Origin of the sequence: Microbacterium sp. LWH10-1.2, assembly GCF_038397765.1 — a bacterium.
Lineage (GTDB): Bacteria > Actinomycetota > Actinomycetes > Actinomycetales > Microbacteriaceae > Microbacterium > Microbacterium natoriense.
In genome coordinates, this window is the sequence record NZ_CP151638.1 from 3,427,249 (window position 1) to 3,453,073 (window position 25,825).

24 protein-coding genes are annotated in these 25,825 nt (G+C 69.6%); 6 read left to right on the forward strand and 18 right to left on the reverse strand.

Annotated features, from left to right (window positions below; translation table 11 throughout):
* Positions 1-10: 10 nt before the first annotated feature.
* Genes MRBLWH10_RS16015 through MRBLWH10_RS16030 form a run of 4 tightly spaced genes read right to left on the reverse strand, consistent with a single transcriptional unit; the run spans position 11 to position 3,670 of the window.
* A complete protein-coding gene (locus MRBLWH10_RS16015; RefSeq protein WP_341940682.1) occupies positions 11-850 on the reverse strand; it encodes a class II fructose-bisphosphate aldolase in 840 nt (279 codons plus the stop codon).
* Positions 847-1,779, reverse strand: coding sequence for a 1-phosphofructokinase family hexose kinase (locus MRBLWH10_RS16020; RefSeq protein WP_341940683.1), 933 nt, complete (start codon positions 1,777-1,779; stop codon positions 847-849). Before MRBLWH10_RS16020 ends, MRBLWH10_RS16015 begins: the two co-directional genes overlap by 4 nt.
* Positions 1,776-2,777: an ROK family protein gene (locus MRBLWH10_RS16025; RefSeq protein WP_341940684.1), complete on the reverse strand. Its 1,002-nt coding sequence runs from the start codon at positions 2,775-2,777 to the stop codon at positions 1,776-1,778. The genes MRBLWH10_RS16020 and MRBLWH10_RS16025 overlap by 4 nt, the downstream gene beginning before the upstream one ends.
* On the reverse strand, positions 2,774-3,670 hold the full coding sequence (locus MRBLWH10_RS16030; RefSeq protein WP_341940685.1) for an SIS domain-containing protein: 897 nt from the start codon (positions 3,668-3,670) through the stop codon (positions 2,774-2,776). Before MRBLWH10_RS16030 ends, MRBLWH10_RS16025 begins: the two co-directional genes overlap by 4 nt.
* A gap of 342 nt (positions 3,671-4,012) precedes the next feature.
* Between MRBLWH10_RS16030 and MRBLWH10_RS16035 the strand changes: the two genes are divergently transcribed.
* Genes MRBLWH10_RS16035 through MRBLWH10_RS16045 form a run of 3 tightly spaced genes read left to right on the forward strand, consistent with a single transcriptional unit; the run spans position 4,013 to position 7,190 of the window.
* On the forward strand, positions 4,013-5,263 hold the full coding sequence (locus MRBLWH10_RS16035) for an extracellular solute-binding protein (protein WP_105675784.1): 1,251 nt from the start codon (positions 4,013-4,015) through the stop codon (positions 5,261-5,263).
* A gap of 32 nt (positions 5,264-5,295) precedes the next feature.
* Positions 5,296-6,267, forward strand: coding sequence for a sugar ABC transporter permease (locus tag MRBLWH10_RS16040; protein WP_105675786.1), 972 nt, complete (start codon positions 5,296-5,298; stop codon positions 6,265-6,267).
* Positions 6,268-6,269: 2 nt separating this feature from the next.
* The gene (locus MRBLWH10_RS16045; RefSeq protein WP_181155931.1) at positions 6,270-7,190 is read left to right on the forward strand and encodes a carbohydrate ABC transporter permease; all 921 of its coding nucleotides are present in this window, start codon (positions 6,270-6,272) and stop codon (positions 7,188-7,190) included.
* Between the two features lie 85 nt (positions 7,191-7,275).
* Here the strand turns inward: MRBLWH10_RS16045 and MRBLWH10_RS16050 are convergent, their stop codons facing one another.
* Positions 7,276-8,436 carry an ROK family protein gene (locus tag MRBLWH10_RS16050; protein WP_223587392.1) on the reverse strand — a complete coding sequence of 387 codons (1,161 nt, stop codon included), beginning with the start codon at positions 8,434-8,436 and terminating at the stop codon, positions 7,276-7,278.
* Between the two features lie 138 nt (positions 8,437-8,574).
* Entirely contained in the window at positions 8,575-8,874 is a 300-nt protein-coding gene (locus MRBLWH10_RS16055; RefSeq protein ID WP_105675790.1) for a chorismate mutase, read from the reverse strand.
* Positions 8,875-8,917: 43 nt separating this feature from the next.
* On the opposite strand from MRBLWH10_RS16055, the gene MRBLWH10_RS16060 reads away from it, so the two are divergent.
* Positions 8,918-10,114, forward strand: coding sequence for an AI-2E family transporter (locus MRBLWH10_RS16060; RefSeq protein ID WP_341940686.1), 1,197 nt, complete (start codon positions 8,918-8,920; stop codon positions 10,112-10,114).
* Positions 10,115-10,189: 75 nt separating this feature from the next.
* Here MRBLWH10_RS16060 and MRBLWH10_RS16065 read toward each other — a convergent pair whose 3' ends face one another.
* The 8 genes from MRBLWH10_RS16065 to MRBLWH10_RS16100 all read right to left on the reverse strand — a co-directional run bounded on the left by MRBLWH10_RS16065 (position 10,190) and on the right by MRBLWH10_RS16100 (position 17,492).
* Positions 10,190-10,555: a hypothetical protein gene (locus MRBLWH10_RS16065; protein WP_341940687.1), complete on the reverse strand. Its 366-nt coding sequence runs from the start codon at positions 10,553-10,555 to the stop codon at positions 10,190-10,192.
* Between the two features lie 114 nt (positions 10,556-10,669).
* Positions 10,670-11,587 carry an ABC transporter substrate-binding protein gene (locus MRBLWH10_RS16070; RefSeq protein WP_341940688.1) on the reverse strand — a complete coding sequence of 306 codons (918 nt, stop codon included), beginning with the start codon at positions 11,585-11,587 and terminating at the stop codon, positions 10,670-10,672.
* Positions 11,588-11,637: 50 nt separating this feature from the next.
* Positions 11,638-12,360, reverse strand: coding sequence for an ABC transporter permease (locus tag MRBLWH10_RS16075; protein WP_341940689.1), 723 nt, complete (start codon positions 12,358-12,360; stop codon positions 11,638-11,640).
* Positions 12,357-13,046 (reverse strand): ABC transporter permease subunit, encoded by a 690-nt coding sequence (locus MRBLWH10_RS16080; protein WP_341940690.1) that lies wholly within the window; start codon positions 13,044-13,046, stop codon positions 12,357-12,359. The genes MRBLWH10_RS16075 and MRBLWH10_RS16080 overlap by 4 nt, the downstream gene beginning before the upstream one ends.
* Positions 13,043-13,909 (reverse strand): ATP-binding cassette domain-containing protein, encoded by an 867-nt coding sequence (locus tag MRBLWH10_RS16085; RefSeq protein ID WP_341940691.1) that lies wholly within the window; start codon positions 13,907-13,909, stop codon positions 13,043-13,045. The genes MRBLWH10_RS16080 and MRBLWH10_RS16085 overlap by 4 nt, the downstream gene beginning before the upstream one ends.
* Positions 13,910-13,946: 37 nt before the next feature.
* Complete coding sequence (locus tag MRBLWH10_RS16090) at positions 13,947-14,249, reverse strand: DUF427 domain-containing protein (protein WP_105675802.1); 303 nt, start codon at positions 14,247-14,249, stop codon at positions 13,947-13,949.
* Positions 14,250-14,541: 292 nt separating this feature from the next.
* Positions 14,542-15,975 (reverse strand): NAD(P)/FAD-dependent oxidoreductase, encoded by a 1,434-nt coding sequence (locus MRBLWH10_RS16095; RefSeq protein ID WP_341940692.1) that lies wholly within the window; start codon positions 15,973-15,975, stop codon positions 14,542-14,544.
* 188 nt (positions 15,976-16,163) lie between these two features.
* Complete coding sequence (locus tag MRBLWH10_RS16100; protein WP_341942601.1) at positions 16,164-17,492, reverse strand: MFS transporter; 1,329 nt, start codon at positions 17,490-17,492, stop codon at positions 16,164-16,166.
* 229 nt (positions 17,493-17,721) lie between these two features.
* Here MRBLWH10_RS16100 and MRBLWH10_RS16105 point away from each other — a divergent pair, with 229 nt between their 5' ends.
* Positions 17,722-18,399 carry a hypothetical protein gene (locus tag MRBLWH10_RS16105; RefSeq protein ID WP_341940693.1) on the forward strand — a complete coding sequence of 226 codons (678 nt, stop codon included), beginning with the start codon at positions 17,722-17,724 and terminating at the stop codon, positions 18,397-18,399.
* 194 nt (positions 18,400-18,593) lie between these two features.
* Here MRBLWH10_RS16105 and MRBLWH10_RS16110 read toward each other — a convergent pair whose 3' ends face one another.
* Together MRBLWH10_RS16110 and MRBLWH10_RS16115 are read right to left on the reverse strand one after the other, a co-directional pair.
* Complete coding sequence (locus MRBLWH10_RS16110) at positions 18,594-19,688, reverse strand: beta-propeller fold lactonase family protein (protein ID WP_341940694.1); 1,095 nt, start codon at positions 19,686-19,688, stop codon at positions 18,594-18,596.
* Positions 19,689-19,771: 83 nt separating this feature from the next.
* Complete coding sequence (locus MRBLWH10_RS16115) at positions 19,772-21,058, reverse strand: adenylosuccinate synthase (protein ID WP_105675810.1); 1,287 nt, start codon at positions 21,056-21,058, stop codon at positions 19,772-19,774.
* 188 nt (positions 21,059-21,246) lie between these two features.
* Here MRBLWH10_RS16115 and MRBLWH10_RS16120 point away from each other — a divergent pair, with 188 nt between their 5' ends.
* Positions 21,247-22,182, forward strand: coding sequence for a DMT family transporter (locus MRBLWH10_RS16120; RefSeq protein WP_341940695.1), 936 nt, complete (start codon positions 21,247-21,249; stop codon positions 22,180-22,182).
* A gap of 57 nt (positions 22,183-22,239) precedes the next feature.
* On the opposite strand, the gene MRBLWH10_RS16125 is transcribed toward MRBLWH10_RS16120, so the two are convergent.
* Positions 22,240-23,664: a mechanosensitive ion channel domain-containing protein gene (locus MRBLWH10_RS16125; protein WP_341940696.1), complete on the reverse strand. Its 1,425-nt coding sequence runs from the start codon at positions 23,662-23,664 to the stop codon at positions 22,240-22,242.
* A gap of 1 nt (position 23,665) precedes the next feature.
* A complete protein-coding gene (locus tag MRBLWH10_RS16130) occupies positions 23,666-25,822 on the reverse strand; it encodes an adenylate/guanylate cyclase domain-containing protein (RefSeq protein WP_341940697.1) in 2,157 nt (718 codons plus the stop codon).
* Between the last annotated feature and the right edge of the window lie 3 nt (positions 25,823-25,825).

The following is a 25,825-nucleotide window of genomic DNA, read 5'->3' on the forward strand; positions in this document are numbered from 1 at the left end:
GCGGTCGTCCTCACGATTCCAGGGCGAACAGGCGGAGCATCCGCGCGGCCTCGTCGGCCAGCGCCTCGCGCGCGGGCTTCAGGTACTTGCGCGAGTCGACGAGCGTCTCGTCGGCGGCGAGCGTCGACCGGACGGCCCTGGTGAAGAAGCCGTTCAGGTGCGTCGAGACGTTGATCTTCGTCATGCCGGCGCGCACGGCGTCGGCGATGACGGCATCCGCCACACCCGAGGAGCCGTGCAGCACCAGGGGCACGGAGAGCGCGGCGTGCAGACGGGCGATGAGGTCGAGGTCGAGGGATGCCGAGCGGTCGAGCATCGCGTGCGAGGAGCCGACCGCCACGGCCAGCGCGTCGACGCCCGTCGCCTCGACGAAGGCCCTGGCCTCGTCGGGGTCGGTGCGGACGCCGGGCGCGTGCGCACCGTCCTTTCCGCCGACCTCGCCCAGCTCTCCCTCGACGTAGACGCCCGCGGCGTGCGCGCGCGCGGCCACCGCCGCGGTGAGGGCGACGTTGTCGTCGTAGGGGAGGGCGCCGCCGTCGAACATGACCGAGCCGAAGCCGAGGGCGATCGCCTCGTCGACGAGCTCCGGACGCTCGGCGTGGTCGAGGTGCACGGCGACCGGGGTCGATGCGCGCCGCGCGATCGCGAGCGTCGCGAGCGCGATCGGCTCGAGGGCGCCGTGGTAGTCGGCGCAGTTCTGCGAGATCTGCAGGATCACCGGGAGTCCAGCCAGCTCCGACGCGCGCACCAGCCCCTCGGCGGTCTCGAGGTGGATCACGTTGAACGCGCCGATGCCGGTGCCGCGGGTCGCGGCATCCGTCACCAGTTCACGGGCGGAGACGAGGGTCATTCGCGGTCCTTCTGTTCGTACGGGCGCACGCTCAGTCGTGCGTCGAGGTCGGGCCAGGTGTCGGAGATCTCGCCGGCGAGGGGCATCAGCACCGCCGCGGCCGACCAGGATGTCGCGCGCCGGAGGATCCGCTCGGGGTCGCGCTCGCCCTCCGCGTAGAGCACGGCGCATGCCGCGACACCGGCGTCGCCGGCGCCGGTCGGGTTGCCGGCGAGAGGGGCGTCGAGGCGGGCGTGCACGACGTCGGATGCCGTCACGGCGAGCATCCCGTCGGCCCCCAGCGACAGCAGCACGAGCTCCACGCCGCGCGCGATGAGCGACCGGGCGCCCTCGACGGGGTCGGCGATGCCCGTGGCGTCGACGAGCTCCGCGGCGTTGGGCTTGAGGACGGACGCTCCGGCATCCGCCGCCTGCAGCAGCGCGGGACCGGAGGTGTCGACGATCACCGGCACCCCGGCGTCCCGGCCGACGCCGATCAGGAGCGGGAGGAGCGTGCGGGGAGCACCGGGCGGGAGACTGCCCGAGATCACCAGGACGTCGGCGGCGGGCAGCCGTTCGACGACCTCGGCGAGCAGGGCGCCCCATTCCTCGTCGGTCGGGTTGACGCCGCGCTCGTTGACGACCGTGGTGTCGCCGAGGTGCTCGTCGACGATCGCCACGCTCTGCCGCGTGGCTCCGGCGACCTGGACGAGCGCGTGGGGCACTCCGGAGAGCACGAGCTCGTCGGCGAAATCGGCGCCCGCCCTGCCGCCGACCGTGGTCACGGCGACGACGTCGGCGCCCTGCGCGTGCGCGACCCTGGCGACGTTGAGGCCCTTGCCTCCGGCGCGTGCGGCGCCGGCATCCGCCCTGTGCGTCTCGCCGATCGTGAGGCGGTCGACGCGCCAGGTGAGGTCGAGCGCGGGGTTCGGGGTGACCGTGAGGATCATACGAGCTCCCTCGCGCGCAGCGCGGCGCCGATCAGCCCCGCGTTTCCGGAGAGCTCGGCGGGCACGAGCTCGGGCAGACGGTGGAAGCTCAGTCGTGCGGCGAGCCGCGAGCGCAGTTCGTCGAACAGCGCCCCGCCGGCGCGCGACAGCCCTCCGCCGATCACGACGGCCTCGGGCGCGACGACCGCGGTGAGCTGCGCGAGCGACATGGTCAGCGCGTCGAGCGCGGAGTTCCAGATGTCCGCTGCGACCTGGTCGCCGGCGGCCGCGCGGGCGATCACGTCCTTCGCGCCGTCCGGCGTGACGCCGGTGGCTTCGCGGTAACGGCGGGCGATGGCTCCGGCCGAGGCCACGGCCTCCAGGCATCCGCGGGCGCCGCACGCGCAGATCGGACCGTCGGCGATCGGGGAGTGCCCGATCTCTCCGGCGTACCCGCCTGCGGTGTAGGGGACGCCGCCCACGAGGAGGGCGCCCGCGATGCCGGTGCCGATCACGAGGACGACGGAGTTCGCATAGGCGCGGGCGCCGCCCAGGCGGTGCTCCGCCCAGCTCGCTGCGCGCACATCGTGGTCGAAGCCGACGGGGAGACCCAGCTCCGCGGCCGCGAGGTCGCGGATGGGCGCGTCGTGCCACCCCAGGTTGCTGGCGAAGACGCCGAGCCCGGCATCCGCGTCGACGATCCCGGGGACGACCAGCCCGACCGCCTGGGGCACCACGTCGGGGTGGTCGGCCGTGAGCTCGGCGGCGAGCACGCCGAGGCGCTCGATCAGCACGCCGGTGCGGTCACCGTCGGCCACCGGCGTCGGTGTGCGGCGGAGTCCTCGTGCGATGCCGTCGGCGTCGAACAGCGCGGACTTGATGTCGGTGCCGCCCACGTCGAACGCGAGCACCGGCGCCCCCTGTCCGAGCGACCGCACCGAGGCGAGTCGCTCGCCGGAGGCGTCCTTCACGACATCGGGTACGGGTGCGGTGTCGCTCGGATCAGGGGAGGCCATCATGCATCCAGGATGACGGAACGCGAGAGGTTGCGGGGCTGGTCGGGGTCGAGCCCGCGCACGACGGCGCGGTCGAGGGCCACGCGGTGCAGGCGCACGAGGTCGGCCATCGGGTCGATCGGGTTCTGCACGAAACGCGCCCCCGTGGCCTCGACCTGCGCCGCGAGCCCGTCGGGGGCCTCGCCGAACTGCCAGGTGACGCGGCCGGGGGCGGCGATCGCGATCGGGCCGTGGCGGTAGTCCATCGACGGGTACGACTCGGTCCACGACTGCGAGGACTCGCGCATCTTCAGCGCCGCCTCGTGGGCGAGGCCGATCGTCCAGCCGCGTCCGAGGAAGGAGTACTGGTCGGCATCCCGCAGTCCGTCGTCGTCGACGCCGGCGAGCACGCCCCTGGCGTCGTCGATCGCGCTGGTGAGGTCCTCGCCGAGCGAGGCGCGGAACAGCGCGAGCGCGGTCGTGGCGAAGCGGGTCTGCACGACTGACTTCTCGTCGGCGAACGGCAGCAGCACGGCCTCGTCGACGAGCGACACCAGCGGCGACGTGGGGTCGCCGATCACGCCGACGACGGGGACGCGGCCCTTGATCTTCTCGACGAGCTCGAGCACCTCGGTGGTCGTGCCGGAGCGGGTGAGGGCGACGACCGCGTCGTAGTCGCGGTCGATGAACGCCTCGGATGCCGCGAACGCGTCGGTCTCGCCGAGGCCGGCGTTCTCGCGCAGCGCGGCGTAGGACTGGGCGATGAACCAGGAGGTGCCGCATCCGACGACCGCGATGCGCGCGCCGGCCGCCGGGAGGAGCGCCTGCTCGTCGCGCAGATCGGCCGCTCGCGCCCAGGTGTCGGGCTGCGAGTTGAGCTCTTCGCGCATGTGCGCGCCGGGCAGAAGTTCGGTCATGATCGACCCCTCCAGAGGAAAGTTTGCGTGATTGTGATTGTTTGAAGCTTGATTCGATCATAGTATGTCGTCAAAGAAGATCATTGCAAGGTTCTTCTTGATTTTGTTTGTTCTCCTGACAAATAATCGAACAAGTTCCACCGCCTCTCCGCTGATCCCGTCGACGAAGAGGTCGCCCAGAGCCCATCCGGCTCACATGATCCCCCTTCCCGCAAGATCGGGGATCACACGCACCGTCGCGTGAAAGTGTTCGCGACTGTGCACTACCCGCCTCTCCACTGGAGGGCAGACCACCGCTCTCCTCCGAGGCGGCGGACACACACAGTGAGGAATGCAATACACATGAAGAAGTCACTGCGATTCGGCGCAGCCGCTGTTGCGGCCGTCGCCACGCTCTCGCTCGCTTCGTGCGGGTTCGGCGGCTCCACCGGCGGCGACGGCGGCGATGCCGGCGGCGCGACCACGCTCGACCTCCTCGTCCCCAGCTACTCCGACGCCACCAAGGGCCTCTGGGAGGACGTCATCAAGGGGTTCGAGAAGGAGAACCCCGACATCAAGGTGAAGCTCGAGGTGCAGTCGTGGGACAACCTCGAGAAGGTCGTCTCCACCAAGATCCAGGCGAACGACGCCCCCGACATCTACAACGGCGGCCCCTTCGCCGGCTTCGTCGGCGATGACCTGCTCTACCCGGCCAAGGACGTCGTCTCGGCGGACACGTACTCCGACTTCCAGGACGCCTTCCTGAAGAACGCCGAGGTCGACGGCACCGCCTACGCCCTCCCGCTCATCGCGTCGGCGCGCGCGCTGTTCGTGAACAACGCGCTGCTCACGCAGGCCGGCGTCTCCGAGGCGCCCAAGAACTGGGACGAGCTGCTGGATGCCGCGACCAAGGTCTCCGCCCTCGGCGGCGGCGTCTCCGGCTACGGCATGCCGCTCGGCTCCGAAGAGGCTCAGGCCGAGGCGGCCGTGTGGCTGTGGGGCGGCGGCGGCTCGTTCGGCGACGCGAAGGACATCACGATCGACACCCCCGAGAACCTCGTCGGTGCCGAGCAGATCAAGAAGATGATCGACGCGGGTGCGACGCAGGCTGACCCGGGCTCCACGCAGCGTTCGCCGCTGATGGACATCTTCATCCAGGGCAAGATCGGCATGCAGGTCGGCCTCCCGCCGACAGTCGGCCAGATCGAAGAGGGCAACCCCGACCTCGACTACTCGATCGTCCCGATCCCGACCAAGGACGGCTCGCCGTTCACGCTCGGCGTCATGGACCAGCTGATGGCGTTCCAGAACGACGGTGACAAGAAGGAGGCGATCACCAAGTTCTTCGACTACTACTACTCCGCCGACGTCTACGTGCCGTGGGTGCAGGCCGAGGGCTTCCTCCCCGTCACCAAGTCGGGCGCCGAGAAGCTCAACGGCGACGAGAAGCTGAAGCCGTTCCTCGACGTGCTGCCTGACGCGCAGTTCTACCCGTCGACGAACCCCAAGTGGTCGGCCACCGACGGCGCCTTCAAGTCGCTGTTCGGCCAGCTCCAGTCGCAGTCCGCCGCTGACGTCCTGAAGCAGATCCAGGCCCAGGTCGACGCGGGCTGATCCGCCGGAAAGGGAGAGGTTCGGGTACAACCATGAGCCAGACAACAGAGTCCTCGAACCTCGCGGGGGCGGCTGACAGCCGCCCCCGCACCCCGAAGGCCTCCGGCGCCGCACGCGGCAAGCCGGGCATGAAGGATCTCCTCCAGGCGCTGCCCTGGATCGCACCAGCCCTGGTACTCATCATCGGCGTCGTGCTCTTCCCCGCCGGCGTGATGTTCTACAACTCGACCCGCGACATCTCGCTCTCGGGTCTCGACAAGGGGTCGGTCGGCCTCGAGAACTTCGCCACGGTGTTCGCCTTCGCGGAGTTCTGGCCGATCTTCTTCCGCACCATCGTGTGGGTGGTGACCGTGGTGCTCTTCACGGTGCTCATTTCGCTCGCCCTCGCGCAGATCCTGAACAAGGCCTTCCCCGGCCGACAGATCGTGCGGATGGCCGTGATCGTCCCGTGGGCGGCATCCGTCGTCATGACCACGATGGTCTTCTACTACAGCCTCGAGCCGTACTTCGGCATCTTCAACAAGTTCCTGTACGACATCGGGCTGTCCGACGACCAGGTCGGCTTCGGGTGGACCAAGAACCCCACCACGGCGTTCATCTGGTCGATCGTGATCGCGATCTTCGTCTCGCTCCCCTTCACGACCTACACGATCCTCGCCGGGCTCCAGACGGTGCCCGCCGACACCCTCGAGGCCGCGAAGATGGATGGAGCCGGAGCCACCCGCACCTACTGGACCATCGTCGTCCCCCAGCTGCGCAGCGCCCTCGCGGTCGCCATCCTCATCAACATCATCAACGTGTTCAACTCGCTGCCGATCCTGAAGGTCATGACCGGGTCGATCCCCGGCTACGGCGCCGACACGATCATGACGATGATCTTCAAGTACATCGAGCTGCAGAAGAAGGTCGACGTCGCCAGCGCCCTGTCGGTCGTCGCCTTCCTCATCGTGATCGTGATCGTCGCGATCTACGTCAAGGCCGTCAAGCCCATGAAGGAGGTCTGATCATGACCGTGACCGAGACCGCCCTCGTCACCACCCGCGGCACCGGGGCCCGTGCTCCGCAGATCGGCCGCAAGCGCCGCTACACCGAGGACCAGGTGTCGCTGCCCCGCGTCATCCTGCGCATGGCCGCCGGGCTGCTGGTGCTCCTGATCTTCGTGCTCCCGTACCTGATCATGTTCTTCGGATCGGTGAAGACCAAGCCGCAGATCCGCTCCGTGAATCCCACCTACTTCCCCACGGAGTGGCACTGGGAGAACTTCGTCACCATGTGGTCGACGCCCGAGACGCCGCTGCCGTACAACCTGATCTCGACCATCATCATCGCCGTCTTCGCGACGCTCCTGGTGCTCGTCGTCTCACTGCCGGCCGCGTACTACACGGCCCGGTTCAAGTTCCCCGGCCGCATGGTGTTCCTGTTCCTGGTGATCGTGACGCAGATGCTGCAGCCCGCGGTGCTGACCTCGGGTCTGTTCCGTCAGTTCACGACACTGGGGCTCGGCGACACGTGGGCCGCGATGATCTTCATCAACGCCGCGTTCAACCTGTCGTTCGCGGTGTGGATCATGCACTCCTTCTTCGCCGGCATCCCCAAGGAGGTCGACGAGGCCGCGCAGATCGACGGCGCCGGGCGCTTCACGGTGCTGTTCAAGATCAACCTGCCGCTCGTGTGGCCGGGCATCGTGACCGCGATCGTGTTCACCTTCGTGGCCTGCTGGAACGAGTTCGCCGCATCGCTCGTCATCCTCTCCACCGACAAGAACCAGCCGCTCTCCGTGGCGCTGACCAAGTTCGTCGGCCAGTACGAGACGAGCTGGCAGTACGTGTTCGGCGTCTCGATCGTCGCGATCCTGCCGGTGGTCATCCTGTTCATGCTCATCGAGAAGCGCCTCGTCGGCGGCCTCACGGCGGGCTCCGTGAAGTAGGCCCCCGTTCACCAGAAGGGCCTCGGATGCTGCGGCATCCGAGGCCCTTCTGCTGCTGTCCGGACGCAGCTCGCGCGGGAGCGGCTCAGTGAGCGGATGCCGCCCGCAGCTGGTCGGGACTCCAGCGCACGCCGAGCGCCGCCGTGAGCGCGAACTGCGCCACACCCGTGGAGATGACGGCTCCCGCGTCGGCGTACCTCACCGGAACGCGCGCGGTGCCCGTCGCCGCGTAGTCGAGGTCGGCGCGCACGAGCTCCAGGAAGGGCTCGCCGAGCGCCCGCACGGGGCCGCCGATCACGACCTCCGCCGCGTCGAGCACCGCGGCGATGAGCTTGATCGTGCGGGCGAGCGCCCTGGCGCCCTCCGCGAACACGTGCTCGTCGACGCCCGCGGCGAGCGCGGTGATCACGCCGTCGTCCATGGCGTCGGTGAAGTCGTCGCCGAGCATCGCGGTCATCGACGACGCCGACTCCAGGCATCCGTAACGCCCGCACCGGCACTGCCGCGCCTCGTCGCCGAACTCGACCTGCACGTGCCCGATCTCGCCCGCACGGTCGCGGGGACCGGGGGCGAGCTCCCCGTCGAGGGTCACGGCCGCGCCGATGCCCACGCCGATGTGGATGAAGAGGCGGTAGCCCGATGCCTCATCCTCCATGGCGGCCTCGGCGATGGCCTCGGCATCCACGTCGTTCACGAGCAGGACGGGCACGTCGAGCAGCGACTCCAGCCGCTCGGCGAGGGGCACATCGCTCCAGCCGAGCTGCACGCTCTCGAGCACCGAACGGCCGTCGGTCGTTCCGGGCAGCTGGGCGCCCGCGATGAGCAGTCGGTCGCCGTGATCGGCCGCGATCTGCGCGACCGCGTCGCGGATCAGATCGTCGCGGCTCTCCGCCGTGTACTCGATCCGGCGCGTGTCCACCTCGGAGCCGTCCAGCGCCACGAGGGCGAGGCGGGCATCCGTCGGGCGGATCACCATGACGAGGATGAGGTGGTGCGCGGCATCCACGCTCAGGGTGGTGGCCCTCTTGCCGCCGGTGCTCGCGGCCTGCGCCCCCTCGACAACGAGGCGGCTCTCGATGAGCTCGGCGACCAGGGAGGATGCCGTGGCGGCCGTCAGCCCCGTCGCGCGGGCGATGCCGGCCCTGGTCTGCGCCCCTGACCCGCGGAACACGAGCTGCAGCGCACGGCGGAGGTTCGCCCGGCGCACGGACGCCTGCGTGTCGAGAGCATCATCGCTGTTCAGCATGGGCGGATTCCGTTGTCGAAAATGGTTGACAGGGATCGGGTCACTGCGTACCCTCGATCATAGTTTATTCAATAAACTAAGTTGACTGCCCCGGGCGGATGAGTGCTGCACACACCGTCGTCCGCCCGGGGAATCATCTCAGCGGCCTTCGGCGGCTTCGGTGTGATGACGGATGACCTCAGCCACGACGAAGTTGAACCACTTCTCCGCGAACTCCGGGTCCAGGTGGGCCTGCTCCGCGAGAGCGCGCAGTCGAGCGACCTGCTGCTCCTCGCGCCCTGGGTCGGATGCCGGCATCGCATGATCCGCCTTGAGGTGCCCGACCTGCTGCGTCGCGCGGAAGCGCTCGGCGAGCATGAAGATGAGCGCCGCATCGATGTTGTCGATGGTCGCGCGCAGTCGGAGAAGTTCGGACTTCGGGTCCACGGCGTCGGTCATGGTCTTACTCTACGGTCCCGCACCCGCCCGCTATCGTGAGCACATGAGCGAAGAAGAATCGGCGCCGTCCGAGAGCGCCATGGGCGCAGCATCCGTCCCCGTCGAGGAGACGGCGGCACCCGCCGCGCAGGCCCCTGCCCCGCTCACCCCGCGGCCGGTGGTGATCGAGCCGATGACGCCGAGCCGCTCGTTCTGGACCCGCATCGACCGCCCGTTCGTCTTCGGCTTCCTGGTGACGCTCGGCGGTCTCGGGGCGATCGTGCTCGGCCTCGCGGTGACGAGCCTGTCGACCGTGCTCATCTACATCGCCCTCGCCCTCTTCGCCGCTCTGGGCCTCGACCCGGCGGTGCGGTTCCTGGAACGCAGAGGACTCTCCCGCTCGATCGCGGTGCTCGTCGTCATCCTCGGCCTGATCGTCATCGTGGCGCTCATCCTCTGGATGGTGCTCCCCATCGTCATCGAGCAGGTCGCGAGCTTCGTGCGCTCGGTGCCCTCGATGATCCAGGACTTCACGCGCAGCGACATCTACGCCACGCTCGAGAAGCAGTTCGGCGACCAGTTCGAAGACCTCGTCGCCGACATCCAGAAGTTCCTCACCAACCCGGGCAACATCGCCACGATCGGCGGCGGCGCGCTCAAGATCGGCGCCGGCATCGCGACGGGCATCTCCGGGGCGATCGTCGTGCTCGTGCTCACGCTGTACTTCGTCGCCACGCTCCCCGGCATCAAGACCTCTCTGCTGCGCCTCGCCCCCGCCCGTGACCGCGCCAGGGCGGCCGACATCACCGAGCAGATCACCGACTCGGTCGGCGGCTACGTCATGGGGATGGTCGTGCTCGCGTTCTTCAACGCACTGCTCGCGTTCCTGCTGTACCTGTTCCTCGGGCTGCCGTTCCCGCCGCTGATGGCGACGGTCGCGTTCTGCATCACCCTGATCCCGCTCGTCGGCTCGGTGATGTTCTGGATCATCGGCACCGGCCTCGCACTGTTCACGAACCCGCTCGCCGCGCTGGTCTTCGGCATCGTGTACCTCGTGTACATGCAGGTCGAGGCGTACGTCATCACCCCGCGCGTGATGAACAGGGCGATCTCGATCCCCGGCTCGCTCGTGGTCATCGGCGCTCTCGCCGGCGGCACGCTGCTCGGACTCCTCGGCGCACTCGTGGCGGTGCCGGTCGCGGCATCCATCCTCATCATCATCAACCAGGTCCTGGTGCCCCGGCAGGACGCCCGGGTGTAGTCGCATCCCGCTCTCGCATCGCGCGAAGGGGCGCATCCCGGATCGATTCGGGACACTCTGCGCTCTTCGAGGGGGTCAGAGATCCTGGTCGAGGACGCCGACGAACCGGCTTCCGACGCCCTCGAAGTAGCCGCGATGCAGCCCGGCGGCCGGTTTCGGGAGTTCGTCGGATGAGTGCTGGCGGCAGATCACGGAGGTGAACTCGGGCCACCACTTCTTCGGTCTCGCTGCCTCGGAATAGCCGCACACATCGCAGGTCAACGTGACCCAGACGGGGCGCGCGCCCTTCTTGCGGTTCGATCGGGACTGGACGAGCCATGCGGGCGGATCCTGCTCGAGCGCCGCGAGCTCGGACTCGCTCGCGCCGTCGCCGAAACCGTGACGGTCGGCCATCTCCAGGGAGATGTCGAGCCGCTGGGCGAGCTCGCGCTTCGAGATCATGCCGAAGTATCCGTTGCCATACGCTCCATCCTCTCAGGCCGCTCCCTTCGGCCACACCGCACGTACGCGGAAGGGGCCTCCGGACTGTCATCCGAAGGCCCCTTCCGCGCTGGATCAGACCAGACCCTGCTCCTTCAGCCAGGCCTTCGCGATGTCGGCCGACGACTTCTGGTCGACCGTGCTCTGCACGTTGAGGGCGACGAGCTCGTCGGCGGTGAGCTTGGCGCTGATCGCGTTGAGCACCTTCGAGACCTTGTCGGAGACATCGCTCGACACGATCGGCACGACGTTGGAGGCGATGATCATGTTCTTCGGATCCTCGAGCGCCACGATGTCCTCGGTCTGGAACGCCGGGTCGGCCGTGTAGATGTCGGCGACCTGGATCTGACCTTCGAGCAGGGACTGGAGGGTGGTCTTGCCGGTGCCCAGGAACTCCAGGTCGACGCCGTAGACCTCCTTGGCCTTGGCCGGTCCGTACGGACGTTCCTCGAACTCCGGAGCGGCCCCCACCTTGACCGGGGTCGTGACCTTGGAGAGATCGGCGATCGTCTTGAGGTCATGCTCCGCTGCGAAGCTCTTCAGGACCGTGTAGGTGTCCTGATCGGAGGCCTCCGCGTAGTCGAGGGCCGTGAGTCCCTTCGGGAGGGCCTCCTTCAGCGCTGCGTACACGTCGTCGGGGCTGGTGACATCGGTGCCGCCCGACAGGTATTCGAGCAGGCTCCCGGTGTACTCGGGGAAGACGTTGATCTCCCCCGACTCGACCTCGGGCATGTACGCCTCGCGCTGGCCGATGGTGAACTTCTTCTCGACCGTGAAGCCGGCGTCTTCGAGAGCCTGGGCGTAGATCTCGGCGATGATCTCGTTCGAGTAGTAGTCCTGCGAACCGACCACGATCGTGTCGCCACCGGAGCTGGAGCCCGAATCGGACGGGGAGTCGAGCGGGTTGCTCGAGCTGCAGGCTGAGAGGGCGAGTGCCGCGGCGGCGACCAGACCGACGGCGAAGGCTGTGCGCGTACCTCGTGCTGTGAACATGACTTCCTCTTCTCTGGGACTTCTGGGGTGTCGAGTGCTGTGGAACGGATTCAGGCGGTGGCGGATGCAGCGACCGGCGCGGCGGCACGGCGGCGTGTGGGACGTCCGGTGCGCAGGCCGCGCGGCACAGCGGCGTGCTGGGCGGACGCGAGGAGCAGATCGACCAGGAGTGCCAGGACCGCGACGATGATCGCCCCGCCGAGCACCTGGTCGAAGCGGCGCAGCGGGATGCCCTGGATGATCGGCCAGCCGAGGCCGCCGAGGTTGACGTACGCCGCGATGGTGACGGTGGCGATGACCTGAAGCAACGCCGAGCGGATGCCGCCGACCAGGAGGGGCAGGCCGAGCGGAACCTCGACCTTGAAGAAGATCTGCCACTCCGTCATGCCCATCGCCCGTGCCGCGTCGATCACACGACGGTCGATCGCCTCGAGCCCGGTGTACGCCCCGGCGAGCAGCGAGGGGATCGCCAGCAGCACGAAGGTGATGATGGCGGCCTCGGGCACGTGAAGCACGCCCAACAGCAGGACGAGCAGCACCATGAGCCCGAAGGCGGGGATGGCGCGGGCCGCCCCCGAGACGGCGACCGCGATCTCGCGGCCCTTGCCCGTGTGGCCGATGAGCCAGCCGAGCGGGAGGGCGATCGCGGCGGCGATCAGCACGGAGATGAGAGTGAGGGCGAGGTGCTGGCCGAGCAGCACGGGCAGCGCGTACCGCCCCTGCCACTGCTCGGGGGCGAACATCCAGGCGATGGCCTCGGCGAAGAGGTTCATGCGGCGGCCCTCGTGGTGACGGCACGCGCGGCTGTCGCCTTCGCGGTGGCGGAGTTCGCTCGCGTCCATGGCATGAGCGCTCTGCCGATGAGCAGCAGGATCAGGTCGATCACCAGGGCGATCACCACGACCGCGATGACGCCGGCGAACACCTCGGCGATGATGCGCCGTTCGAGACCGTTCGTGAAGAGATAGCCCAGGTTCGTCACGCCGATCAGGATGCCGACGGTCGCGAGCGAGATCGTGCTCACGGCCGTCACCCGCAACCCGGCGAGAATCACTGGCCCCGCCAGCGGGAACTCCACTGCCCAGAAACGGCGGAACGGGGCGAAACCGGTGGCGGTCGCGGCCTGGCGCACGTCATCGTCGACCGAATCCAAGCCGTCGGCGACCGCGCGGACGAGAATCGCGACGGCGTAGATCGTGAGCGCGATGACGAGGTTGACCGGGCTGATCGCGGAGTACCCGAGCGCGGCCGGCATCAGGATGAGAAGCGCGAGAGAGGGGATCGTGTAGAGCAGGCCCGTGAGCACGATGATCGGCCCGCGCACCAGCCGATACCGCCACGCCACCCATCCCAGCGGGAGCGACAGCACGAAGCCGAGCACGATCGGCACGATGCTCTGCTGAAGGTGCGTCACGGTCAGCGCGAGGATCAGGCCGAGGTTGTCGACGATCCAGTTCACGGGGCCCCCGCCCCCTCGGCGGGCTCGGGCACGGGGAGGCCCGCGGCATCCGATCCGACGATCGCGCCCTGCGTTCGGCCCTCGGAGTCGACGACGACCGTGCCGCGCGGAGTCTGCTTGAGGTGCAGCGCACGATGCCCGCGGTCGGCGCCGATGAAGGCGGAGACGAAATCGTCTGCGGGGTTCTCGATGATCTCGCTCGGGCTGCCCACCTGCACGATGCGCGCGCCCTTGTCGAGGATGACGACCTGATCGCCGAGCAGGAACGCCTCGTCGATGTCGTGCGTGACGAAGACGACCGTCTTGTCGAGCTCGCGCTGCAGCCGGATCGTCTCCTGCTGGAGGTCGGCGCGGACGATCGGGTCGACGGCGCCGAAGGGCTCGTCCATCAGGAGGATGTTCGGGTCGGCCGCGAGCCCGCGGGCGACGCCGACGCGCTGCTGCTGGCCGCCGGAGAGCTGGCTCGGGTACCGGTCGGCGAGAGCGCGGTCGAGCCCGACCGTGTCGAGCAGCTCCCTGGCGCGCTCGTGTGCCGCCTTGCGGGCGACGCCGTTGAGCCGCAGCACCGTCGCCACGTTGTCGATCACGCTGAAGTGCGGCATGAGGCCCGAGTTCTGCATCACGTAGCCGATGCTCCGCCGCAGGGCCACGGGGTCGCCGCCGAGCACGCTGACGCCGTCGATCTCGACCTCGCCAGACGTGGGCTCGACCATGCGGTTGATCATGCGCAGCAGCGTCGTCTTGCCGCATCCGGACGATCCGACGAACACCGTGGTCTTGCGCGACGGCAGCACGAGGCTGAAGTCGTTCACGGCGAGAGTGCCGTCGGGGAATCTCTTGGTGACGTTGCGGAACTCGATCACGACGTTCTCCAGTCGGGGGTGCGCGCGACGTGCGCGATCAGGGTGCGACCTCGACGCCCGGCGCGAAGGCGACGTAGCCGGAGAAGTCCTTGCCGACACGGTCGAAGGCGGTCGGATACGGATGCGGGTAGGACCATGCGAGGTCGGCGTGCAGCTCGCCGCCGGCCTGCACCGAGTAGTACTGACACACGCCCTTCCACGGACAGGTGTACGGGGTGGGGCTCTCCACGAGCGCCCCCTCGACGACGGATGCCGGCGGGAAGTACCAGTTGCCCTCGATGCGGATGAGATCGCTCTCGTCGGCCTCGGCGATGACGGTTCCTGCGAGTACAGCCTTCATGGTCCTGCCTCCTCGGATGTGGTTTCGAGCGTATAAGAGGTCACGGACATCAGGGCCGGGATCGCCCGGAGTCCGTCAATGTGCGACACATTCCCGCACCTGTTCGGAGCCGCCGCTCGTTCGGATTGCCTGCGCGGAACCCCGGATGCCGGTCGCATCCGCGCGGTGTCCGCCGACGAAACGCACCGCCGGCCGACATCCCGCAGCCGATGCGCGCACCGCACTCACGCCGACTCCCCGTTCACGCCGACTCCCCGTTCACGCCGACTCCCCGTTCACGCCGACTCCCCGTTCACGCCGACTCCCTGCCGTAGCCCTCCAGCAGCCGCAGCCAGACCTCGCTGATCGTCGGGTACGCCGGCACCGCGTGCCACAGCCGCGCGATCGGCACCTCTCCGACCACCGCGAGCGTGGCGGTCTGCACGAGCTCCGCCACCTCGGGACCGACGAACGTCGCGCCGACCACGACATCCCGCTCCGTGTCGATCACGAGCCGGGCCTGCCCCGCGAAGCCGTCTTCGTACAGGCCGGCCCCGGCGACCCAGCCGAGGTCGTAGTCCACGACGCGGACAGGGAGACCGGCATCCTGCGCCGCCTTCTCCGTCAGTCCGACCGAGGCGACCTCGGGGATCGAGAACGTCACCTGCGGCGCGGCCGCGTGGTCCGCCGTGGCGACATGGCGGCCCCAGGGCACGTCGTCGACCTCGCCGCTGAGCGCGCGCGCCGCGATCACGTCTCCGGCGGCGCGCGCCTGGTACTTGCCCTGGTGCGTGAGCAGCACGCGCCCGTTCACGTCGCCGACCGCGTACAGCCAGTCGACCCCCGGCACGCGCAGGGTGTCGTCGACAGCGATCCACTTCCCCGGTTCGAGGCCGACCGTCTCCAGTCCGATGTCGTCGCTGCGCGGGGACCGCCCCGTCGCGACCAGGACCTCGGATGCCGTCACGGTCGAGCCGTCGGACAGCTCGATCCGCACCCCCTCCTCGTCACGCCGCACCGACGACGTGCCCGTCGACAGGCGCACGTCGACGCCGAGCTCCTTCAGGCCGGCGGCGACCCGCTCTCCGGCGAAGGGCTCCATCCCGCCCAGCAGCCCGCCGCGGGCGATGAGGGTGACCGTCGAGCCGAGGGCGGCGTAGGCGGTCGCCATCTCGACCGCGACGACCCCGCCGCCGATGACCGCGAGCGACTCCGGCAGCTCCTTCGCGCTGGTGGCCTCGCGACTCGTCCACGGCGCGGACTCGGCGAGTCCGTCGATGGGAGGGACGACGGCATCCGATCCGGTGCTGATCGCGACGGCGTGCCGGGCGTGGAGCACGCGCTCGGTTCCATCGGCATCCGTCACCGTCACCTCGCGCTCACCCGTCAGGCGGCCGTGACCGCGCGCCAGGTCGATGTGCGCCGACTCGAGCCAGCGCACCTGGCCGTCGTCCGACCAGTTGCTGGTGAAGGAGTCGCGGCGGGCGAACACGGCGGCGACGTCGAGCTCTCCGGTGACGGCCTCGGCGGCTCCTCCGACGTGCCGGGCGGCCCGCAGCGCCTGCGCCGAGCGCAGCAGCGCCTTCGAGGGCATGCACGCCCAGTAGGAGCACTCGCCTCCCACGAGCTCGCTCTCCACGATGATCGCGGTGAGACCGCCCTGCACGGCGCGGTCGGCGACGTTCTCGCCGACCGGACCTCCGCCCAGGACGATCAGGTCGTACTCGTCGGTCTTCTCAGCAGTCATGCGTCGCACCTCTCCGTCGCCCAGTCTTGCTCAAGAGCAACGCGGAGTCACGGGGGTCTTGTTCCGCCCGCCCGCCAGAACTCCGGAGATCCGTCAGGTTCGGTGGCCCGTACGTGCGCCCCGCCCCTGAACCGCGGTGCTTCTCCGGAGTTCTGGCGGATGCCGCCGCGAACAGCGCCCCGGCGCGCTCAGCCCGCCGACACCTCCCGCGGCGCGAGCCGGGGAGCCAGCACCGCCGCGGCCAGGCCGATCACCGCGGCGAGCGCGAACACCGCGGTGAACGGGTCGGCGACCGCCGCCGCTCCGGCGAACAGCACCCCCGTGAGCGCGAGCGCGAGGGCGCTGCCGAACGAGTCGGAGACGGTCATGGCCGCGCTGTTGAACCCCTGGTCCTCGGTCGAGGACATCCCCAGGGTCAGCGCGCTGCTCCGCGGACTCATGAGACCCATGCCGGCGCCCGACACGATCCAGGCGACGACGATCACGATCGCCTCCGCCCTGAGCGCCGTGGCGACGAGCGACACCCCCACCCCGGCGAAGACCAGGGCGGTTCCGATCCGCACCGCCACGACGCTGTCCAGGCGTGCGCCCATGCGTCCCTGGACCGTCGCCGCGATCGACCACGCGAGGGCGCCGCCGGTCAGGGAGAGGCCGGCGATCGTCGGCGAGAGCCCGTAGCGATCCATGAGCAGGTAGGGGATGTAGATCTGCGCGCCGAAGTACGCCGCCGCGGTGAGTCCTCGCACCAGGATCACCGACGGGAGTCCGCGGCGAGCCCGCAGCGCCCCTGCCGGCAGCAGCGGGCGGACGGCGATCAGCGCCACGACGACGGCCGCCGCGGCGAGCGCCGGTCCCGCGCCGGGGACGTCTCCGAGCAGGTTGAGGCCGAGCACGGCGAGAGCGGCTAGCAGCGACCATCCGAGCCGGCCGAACGCCCAGGGCGTCGCCGCGTCGCCGCTCCGGGCGAGACCGCGGAGCGCCGGCACGACCATGAGGAGAGCGACGAGCACCAGGACCACGACGCCGAGGAACACCCAGTGCCAGCTCCACAGCTCGGTGACCGCGCCCGCGACGGACGGCCCGATCAGCGAGGGGATGACCCAGGCGGCGGCGAAGCCGGCGAAGATCGCGGGATGCAGGTCACGGGGGTAGACCTTCGCGACGACGACGTACAGCGCCACCATGAGTCCGCCGCTGCCGAGGCCCTGCGCGAAGCGGCCGACCACCAGGACCGCCATGCTGGGGGCGAGCCCGGCGACGAGGAGTCCGGCGACGAAGACCGCCACCGAGGTGTACAGGGGCTCGACCGGTCCTCGGCGATCCGCCCAGTTGCCCGCGACGACCATTCCGATCACGCCAGTGGCGAGGGGGCCGGCGAAGGCGAGGGCGTAGAGCCGCTCGCCGTCGAGCTCGGCGCTCACGGTGGGCATCACCGTCGTGACGGCCAGGGACTCGAACGCCCCGAGGAAGACGAGCGCGCACGCGCCGATGGTGATCCAGAGGTACGCGCCGCTCATGATGCCGGGGGCGGCGGCCTTGGCGGTCGACACCCCTCCCGTGTCGAAGGTCATGGGTTCGACGCTAGAACCTCAACATTGGTTGAGGTCAAGCACGGGATGCTCGGCACGTCGGCGCGCCCGCGCAACCGATACATTGGAGTCTTTGCCGATGAGGAGTTACCCGATGGATTGCGTACTGGCGGAGACGGGCACCGAGCCCAGTCTCCTTCTTCTGATCGTGGGTGTCGTGGCCGCTGTCACCGGAGCCGTCCTGCTTCTCCGAAGGAGGGGCCCGCGTCTCGTTCGGAGCACCTTCGCCCTCGGCGCGATCCTACTGGGAGCAGCGGCTTTCACGGGGCTCGCCGCCGAGCCCGCGTCCGCAGCAGCGGACTGCCCTCCCGCACAGTCGCAGGCGCAGACGCCGGCACCGGCGGAGACGCCGTCACCCTCGCCGTCGCCGTCCGAGACGCCGATCACACCCCTCGTGATCGACGGCGAGGTCACCGCCGCGGTCGTCCAGACGTTCGACCAGGCCAGCGGAGTGTCGACGCTCGACTACACGGGATCCTTCGGACCGAGCGCCGCATCCACCGCCGCCATACCCGCGGGGTCGACCGTGGAGTTCACGATCGTCAACCATGAGATCAACGGTGACCTGGGTACGGGCAGCGGGGCGATCGACCCTCGCCTCACCTGCACCCCTTCGTCTCTCCCCACGTCGCTGAACGCGGGAGGGGTCTTCGAGGAGACCGTCGTCGTGTCCTGCCAGACCACCGCGGCCCTGAACCCCGGGGACGCCCCCGCGGGCATCTCCCTGAGGGTGAGCCCCAGCCACAGCGGGTCGATCACGTCCGCCGTGGTGGCCCTGCCCGGCGACGCCGACGCCACGAACAACACGCGCAGCCAGACGGTCGTCGGCCCCTGATCCGCCCGTCCCGGTGAGCGCAGAGCGCGGGCCCGAGGCGATCGCCTCGCCCCCGCGCTGACCTGCCGAGGACGCTGCCGGAGCACGCTCCACCGCCACGCGCGTCACCCCTGACGACGCGGTGCTCACTCCGCTCACGGCATCAGCGCACAGGGCGACACCCTTCGACGAGACAGCGTTCAGCGCGCGCGGCCTCAGCGCACGGGCAGGAAGTGCGTCGGCGTGGGTGCCGGAGCCCGGTGGCGGATGCCGAGGGGCGCGCCCGTGCGCTCGTCGAGGTCGATCAGGCTGATCGTGTCGGAGCGCTGACCGGCGACGAGCAGCTTGCCCTGGTGCACGAGGTGGTGCCTCGGCCAGTCGACTCCGGAGTCGGCGAGCGCGATCGGCTCGAGTGCCTCACCGGCGCCGCGCACGCGCAGCGCCGCGATCGTGTTGCTGCCGCGCAGCGCCGTGTAGAGGAACTGCCCGTCGCGCGTGCGGGCGAGCTCCGCGGGGAAGTCGACGCCGATCTCGGCGATCGGGCTCGACAGCACGGACGACACGACCGCCCAGGTGCCGTCAGGGCCTGCCGCGAGCGTGAAGACCTCGCAGGAGTACTCGGTGACCACGTGCAGATGCCCGCTGGGGTGCACGACCATGTGCCGCGGCCCCGTGCCCTTCGGCAGCACGACCTCGTGGTCGAGCGCGAGGCCGCCGGCGGTCTGCCGCCAGATGCGCACGAGGTCGAAGCCGAGATCGGTGGTCGCGATGCGGCCGTCGGGCAGGAAGGCGGCGGCGTGCGCGTGCGACTCACGACCCTCGTCGCCGTAGGGGTCGGATGCCGCGGCCGCGGTTCCGGCCGGGGCTCCGGCTTCCCCCGCGGGTTCGCCCAGGAGCGCCGCGCGCAGTTCTGCGGCCTTGTTCGCGGCATCCGGGATCAGTCGTCCGGCGGCGTCGAGGCCGATGCGCACGACCCTGCCGTCTCCGTAGCAGCTGGCGATGAGCGAGGAGCCGTTCGGGGCGACGGCGACGTGGCACACGTACTGTCCGGCCTCGACGGGCTCGCCGAGCGGGGTGAGCGCGGACTCCCCGCTGCGGGCGAACGCCTGCACGGCGGCATCCCCCTCCAGCGCCGCGTAGACGACGTCGAGCGTGGGGTGCTGCGCCAGCCACGACGGCGACGGGGTCGACGTGACGGCGCCGCGGTAGCTCAGCGACGTCTCGGCGCCCTCATCCCCCGCGAGCAGGCCGATGCCGTCTGCGATGCCCTCCATCGCGGGGCCGTATCCGCCGAGCCAGAACCGCGTCATCCGTGTCTCCCTCTGTCACCGTCGATCCGGAAACCGCTTGCCAGATCGGGGACCAGCGTACGCCGGTCCCCGATCGCGCGCGCTCAGTCGAGCAGATCGTGACGGACGATGACCTGATCGCGCTCGGGGCCGACGCCGATCACCGAGATGCGCGTGTTGCTCATCGCCTCGAGTGCGAGCACGTAGTCCTGCGCGTTCTGCGGCAGATCCTCGAAGGTGCGCGCGACCGAGATGTCCTCGCTCCAGCCCGGGAAGTACTCGAGGATCGGGGTGGCGTGGTGGAAGTCGGTCTGGTTGACCGGGACCTCGTCGAACCGCACGCCGTCGACGTCGTAGGCGACGCACACGGGGATCTGCTCGAGTCCGGTGAGGATGTCGAGCTTGGTCAGCACGAGGTCGGTGATGCCGTTGATGCGGGTCGCGTAGCGCGTGATGGGGGCGTCGTACCAGCCGACGCGACGCGGACGGCCCGTGGTGGTGCCGAACTCGAAGCCCTGCTTGCGCAGCCACTCGCCCTGCTCGTCGAACAGCTCGGTCGGGAAGGGACCGGAGCCGACGCGCGTCGTGTACGCCTTGACGATGCCGACGATGCGGTCGAGGGCTCCGGGGCCGACACCGGATCCGGTGGACGCTCCGCCCGCCGTCGCCGACGAGGAGGTCACGAACGGGTAGGTGCCGTGGTCGATGTCGAGCATCGTCGCCTGGCCGCCCTCGAACACGACGACCTCGCCGCGCTCAAGGGCCTGCGCGATGAGGTAGCCGGTGTCGGCGACCATCGGGCGCAGGCGCTCGGCGTAGGACAGCAGGTCCTCCACGATCTCGTCGGCGGTGATCGCACGGCGGTTGAAGATCTTCACCAGCAGGTGGTTCTTCTGGTCGAGGGCGCCCTCGACCTTCTGACGCAGGATGTTCTCGTCGAAGATGTCCTGCACGCGGATGCCGACGCGGTTGATCTTGTCGGCGTAGGCCGGGCCGATGCCGCGGCCGGTGGTGCCGATCATGCGCTTGCCGAGGAAGCGCTCGGTGACCTTGTCGAGCGTGCGGTGGTACTGCGTGATGATGTGCGCGTTCGCGCTGACACGCAGGCGCGACACGTCGATGCCGCGGGCCGCGAGGGCCTCCAGCTCGAAGAACAGCACCTCGAGGTCGATCACGACGCCGTTGCCGATCACGGGGTTCACCCCGGGCGACAGGATGCCGGACGGCAGCAGGTGCAGGGCGTACTTCTCGTCGCCGACGACCACGGTGTGCCCGGCGTTGTTGCCGCCGTTGAACTTGACGACCCAGTCGGTGCGCTCGCCGAGCAGGTCTGTGGCCTTGCCCTTGCCCTCATCGCCCCACTGGACGCCGACGATAACGATTCCTGGCATGGGAGACCCCCTTGCTTTCGCCGGGTTTGCACCGGCTGATGAGCTGGCCCTCTTCGGGCGACTCCATCCTATCGAAGGCTGGTTTCGGTCTTTCCGGGAGAGGCAGCCGTGCACGCTGGCGCGAATCCGTCGAGGGTTGGCGCTCCGGCCGGTCGACGGATGTCGGCGACCCGGAGCAGGATCGAAGGATGCCGGACACCGCCCAGAACCCCTCCACACGTCCGCCGCGCACGCCCGCGCAGGGACCGCTCGTGCTCGTCGCGGCCCTGGTGACGGTGGTGCTGTGGGCCTCGGCGTTCATCGGCATCCGCGGGGCCGGTCCGCACTTCGACCCCGGAGCGCTCGCGCTGCTGCGCATGGCGGTCGGCGCCGTCGCCCTCGGGCTCATCGCGCTGCGCCGCGGCATCCGCCCTCCGTCTCGACGGCAGATCCCTCTCGTGGTGCTGTGGGGCGTCGGGTGGTTCTGCGTCTACAACCTCGCGCTCAACGCCGCCGAGCGCACGCTCGATGCGGGCACGGCCGCGATGGTCGTGAACCTCGCCCCGCTCATGGTGGTCGTGTTCAGCGGGCTGTTCCTGCGCGAGGGCTTTCCGCGGCCCCTCGTCATCGGCGCGCCGATCGCCTTCCTCGGCGTGGTCCTGATCGGCATGAACACGTCGTCCGGCGACGGCTTCGACCTCACCGGCCTGCTGCTCGCCCTGCTCGCCGCCGTCATGTACGCAGGGTGCACGCTGCTGCAGAAGCACCTGCTCAGCGCCGGAGCCGACGCGACCACGCTGACGTGGTTCGGCGCCGTCGCGGGCACCGTGGCGCTCCTCCCCTGGACGGGCAGCCTCATCGGCGCCCTGCAGACCGCGCCGCTCGACGCGACGCTGTGGGTCGTCTACCTCGGCATCTTCCCCACCGCGATCGCCTTCACGACCTGGGCCTACGTGCTGCAGCGGAGCACGGCGGGCCAGACGTCCGCCACCACCTACGTCGTCCCGGCGATCGCGATCCTGATGTCGTGGATGATCCTCGGCGAGGTGCCGACCCCGCTGATGTTCCTCGGCGGGGCGCTCTGCCTGCTCGGCGTGCTCGTCACGCGGATGACGTGGGGGCGGCGGCCGACGACAGCGCCCTGATCAGGATCGGCCGCTCATGGCCGCGGCGCCGGCGGCGCCGGCGGAGCCCCTGCGGGCTCAGCGGGAGCCGAGCGATCCCCGAGCGACCCCGAGCTCGTCGAGCCGCGCCTGGGCCTGCGCACGCTTGAGCTCCAGCGATTCGCCGATCTCCGAGGCCAGACGCGGACGGGTGCGGACCAGCTCGTCGACGACGTCCAGCGGCAGTACGACGACGGTGAGGATCTCCCCGGCGACGGTGACCGCCTGCGTGCGCTCCCTGGTGAGGGCCGTCTGCCCGATCAGCTCGCCTTTCTCCGCGGTTCCGACGTCGATCCGTCCGCCGTCCGCCTCGACGGCGATGGCGGCGCGTCCGGACACGACGACGCGCACCTCGTCGGGCACGACCCCGCTGGGCAGCACGACCTCCCCCACTCCGTAGCGCTCGAGTCGGGCCGACGACATCAGCGGCTCCGTGTCCTCCTCCCGCAGATGCAGGGTCGGGGCGATCACGGTCAGCGCGTGCGCGAGCATGTGCGGCTCAGCGAGCGGATCCGTCGAGTCGCCGTCGAGAGCGAAGCCCCTTCTCCGCGCCGCGTACCAGAGCCAGGAGAGGTACATCGACAGCGCCACGGAGGCGTCGGCTGGGCCGGCGACCGGGATCGTCACCGCGTAGGAGCCTGAGCCCGCGTACAGCACCGACGCGCGTTCCCCCGGCGAGCGCATCGGGAGCCCGTCGGCGACGTCGAGCAGCAGCGCCATCACCTCGTGCGGAGGGTCGTCGGTCGAGAAGCTCACCGACGCGTCCGCCGAGTACGGGCCCGCCGGCATGCTCATGTTCGTGAACGACGCCCCCGAGAGCGTCGCGTTCGTCACGATCTGGATGCCGGATCCGGTGTCGATGTGCACGGCACGCCAGTTGACCTCGACGACCCGCCCCTGCACGCCTTCGGCGTTCAGCCAGTCGCCGATCTTGAAGGGCTGCTCGAACAGGAGGAGCAGTCCGGAGATGACCCCTCCGACGGCGTTCTGCAGCGCGAGGCCGATCACGATCGATCCCACACCGAGCGCGGTGAACAGACCGCCGACATCGGCCTCCCACACCCAGGAGAAGAGCAGAGCGAGGCCGATCACCACGAGGGTCAGCCGCGCGATCTCCACGAAGATCGAGGGGATGCGCTCGCGCCAGGAGCCCGGTTTCGCGTTGGCGAACAGCGCGACGTTGAACGCCGACAGCACGAGCAGGATGAGGAGGAAGCCGAAGACCGTCGCGACGACGCGGACCCACACCTGATCGGCGGGCGACTGGATCGCGAACGCGAGGAGGGCGAACAGCGCTCCCGACGGGATCACCCAGTTGCGCAGCATCCGCAGCGGGCGCGCGATCGGGTTGCCTCGTCGGCTGAGCGCTCCGATCGCCTCGGTGAGCGCCACGAACGCCACCGGAACGCCGACCGCGAGGGCGATCACCCACCAGCCCCAGCCGTCCTGGAACGCCTCGGTCATGTCAGGCGACCTTCCAGACCGTCTCGGTCCTGCCGTCGGACTCCACCGTGCCCGCCTGGACGTACGTGATGATCTCGCTCGTGCGGTCGCGCACGGCCTGGCTCACGTAGATGCCGGGCTCTCCTGTGACGGAGCGCACGCGGTATGCGAGGTTCACGGCATCCCCCCACAGGTCGTAGGCGAGGCTCGTGCGCGCGACGAGGCCGCTGGTCACCGTTCCGGTGTCGACGCCGGCGCGCAGCGCGAGCTGTGCGCCGTTCTGCGCGTTGAAGCGCTCGATCACGCCGACCAGGCCGCGCGCGAACTCGACCGATCGGCGGATGTTGTCGACCCGCGGCACCACCAGCCCCGATGACGCGAGGTAGCCGCCGCGCAGGGTGCGCACCTTCTCGACCCCGGCCTTCTCCGCGGCCTCGTCGAAGCCGCGCATGAGCGAGTTCAGCAGTCCGATCTCCTCCTCGCCGCTGAGGTCGCGGGCCAGCTCGTCGAAGCCGACGAGCTCGGCGAACACCACCGAGACGTTCTCGTGCGCCTCCGTGATCGCCTCGTCTCCCTGCTTGTATCGAGTCGCGACGCTCTCGGGCATCAGCGTGTGCAGCAGCTTCTCGTTCTCCTTCTGCTGCTCGTCGATGAGGTCCTGTTTGATGCGCAGGCTCGACGCCATGTCGTTGAACGCGCTGCCGAGGTCGCCGAACTCGTCTCGCGACCCGTGCGGGACCTGCACGTCGAGATCACCCTCGGCGACCCTGTGCACCGCGCCGACGAGCCGGTGGATCGGCCGGGTGAAGACCTGCGCCAGCACCAGGGACAGCACGGATACGGCCAGGAGGATGCCGAGCAGCGACAGCAGCACCGTGCGGGTGAAGTCCGCGACGGGCGCGAACGCCTCCGACGTGTCGATCCGCGCGATGATCACCCAGTCGAGCCCCTCGATGTCGAGCGGCGCATAGGCGGTGACGCTCTCACCGCCGATGTAGTCGCGCCCCTCGATCGTGCCGCTCCTGCCCGCCTGCGCTTCGGCGACGGCCTTCGTGTTGACCGGCTGCAGCAGGACGGTGCCGCCGACGTCGACGATCCGCTCGGCGGTGTCCTTGGCGATGCCCACGCTCACGAGGCGGTCGGCATAGGTGTCCGGATGCTCGACGAGGATGCGCGAGGTGCTGCGCATGAGGTCGTCCCGGCCGACGAGGTACACCTCGCCGGTGTCGCCGAGCCCCTGGCCCTTCCACCCCTCGCCGCCGGTCATGACGTCGTTGATGCGGCTCAGCGGCACCTGGAAGGCGATCGCTCCCGTGATGCGGCTGTCGTTGCCGACCGGGGACACCACCCAGATCGCAGGAACGTCCATCGAGGGGATCCATCGCTCGAAGTCGGTCATGCCGACCGAGTCGACCGAGTTCGTCGCGATGACCTCCCGATAGGTCTCGGCGAACGACGTGTCGCGGTACGGCCCCGTGTTCACGTTCGTCCCCAGATCGACGCCCTTGTACGCCGAGAAGACGACGTCACCGTCGAGGTTCAGGAGCAGCGCGTCCTCATAGCCCGCCTGCTGGATGAGGCGGGTGAAGTAGTCGCCGTACCGATCAGCGGCGGCGGCGTAGGTCGAGCCGTCACCGCTGTCGTTGTCGGTGAGGAGGGCGTCGTAGTCGGCGTCGAAGTCCTGGTTCTTCACGGTGTACTGCAGCTGCAGGTACCGACCGGCGTTGGACTGCGGGATGAACGCCTCCGAGCCGAACTCGTCGTCGGATCGCGCCTCCAGCTCGGGGATGAAGGTGTCGGCGTAGTACGTCTCGAGCTGCTCCTGCTGCTCCTCGGTGATCTCCCGCTGCTGCAGATCGTCGAACGCGGCGTTCAGCTGGGTCGACAGCGTCTGCGCGCTGAGGTTGCGCGAGTGCAGCGAGGCGTCGAGTCGCATCGTGTGGACCGCGTCGGTGAGCTCGGCCGCGCGCATCGAGCGGATGGTGATGAGCTGGTCGACGGATGCCGCGTGCAGCGACTGCCTTCCGTTGATGAAGCCGATGGCGCCCACGACGACCGAGGCGACGAGGCTCACGCCGAGCAGCATGATGAGGAGCTTCGACTGGATGCTGAGCCCCGGCCTGCGGAGTCTGCGCCTCCCTCGTGCCGGCTCGTCGACTCCGTGTCCGCTCTCGGTCATGTG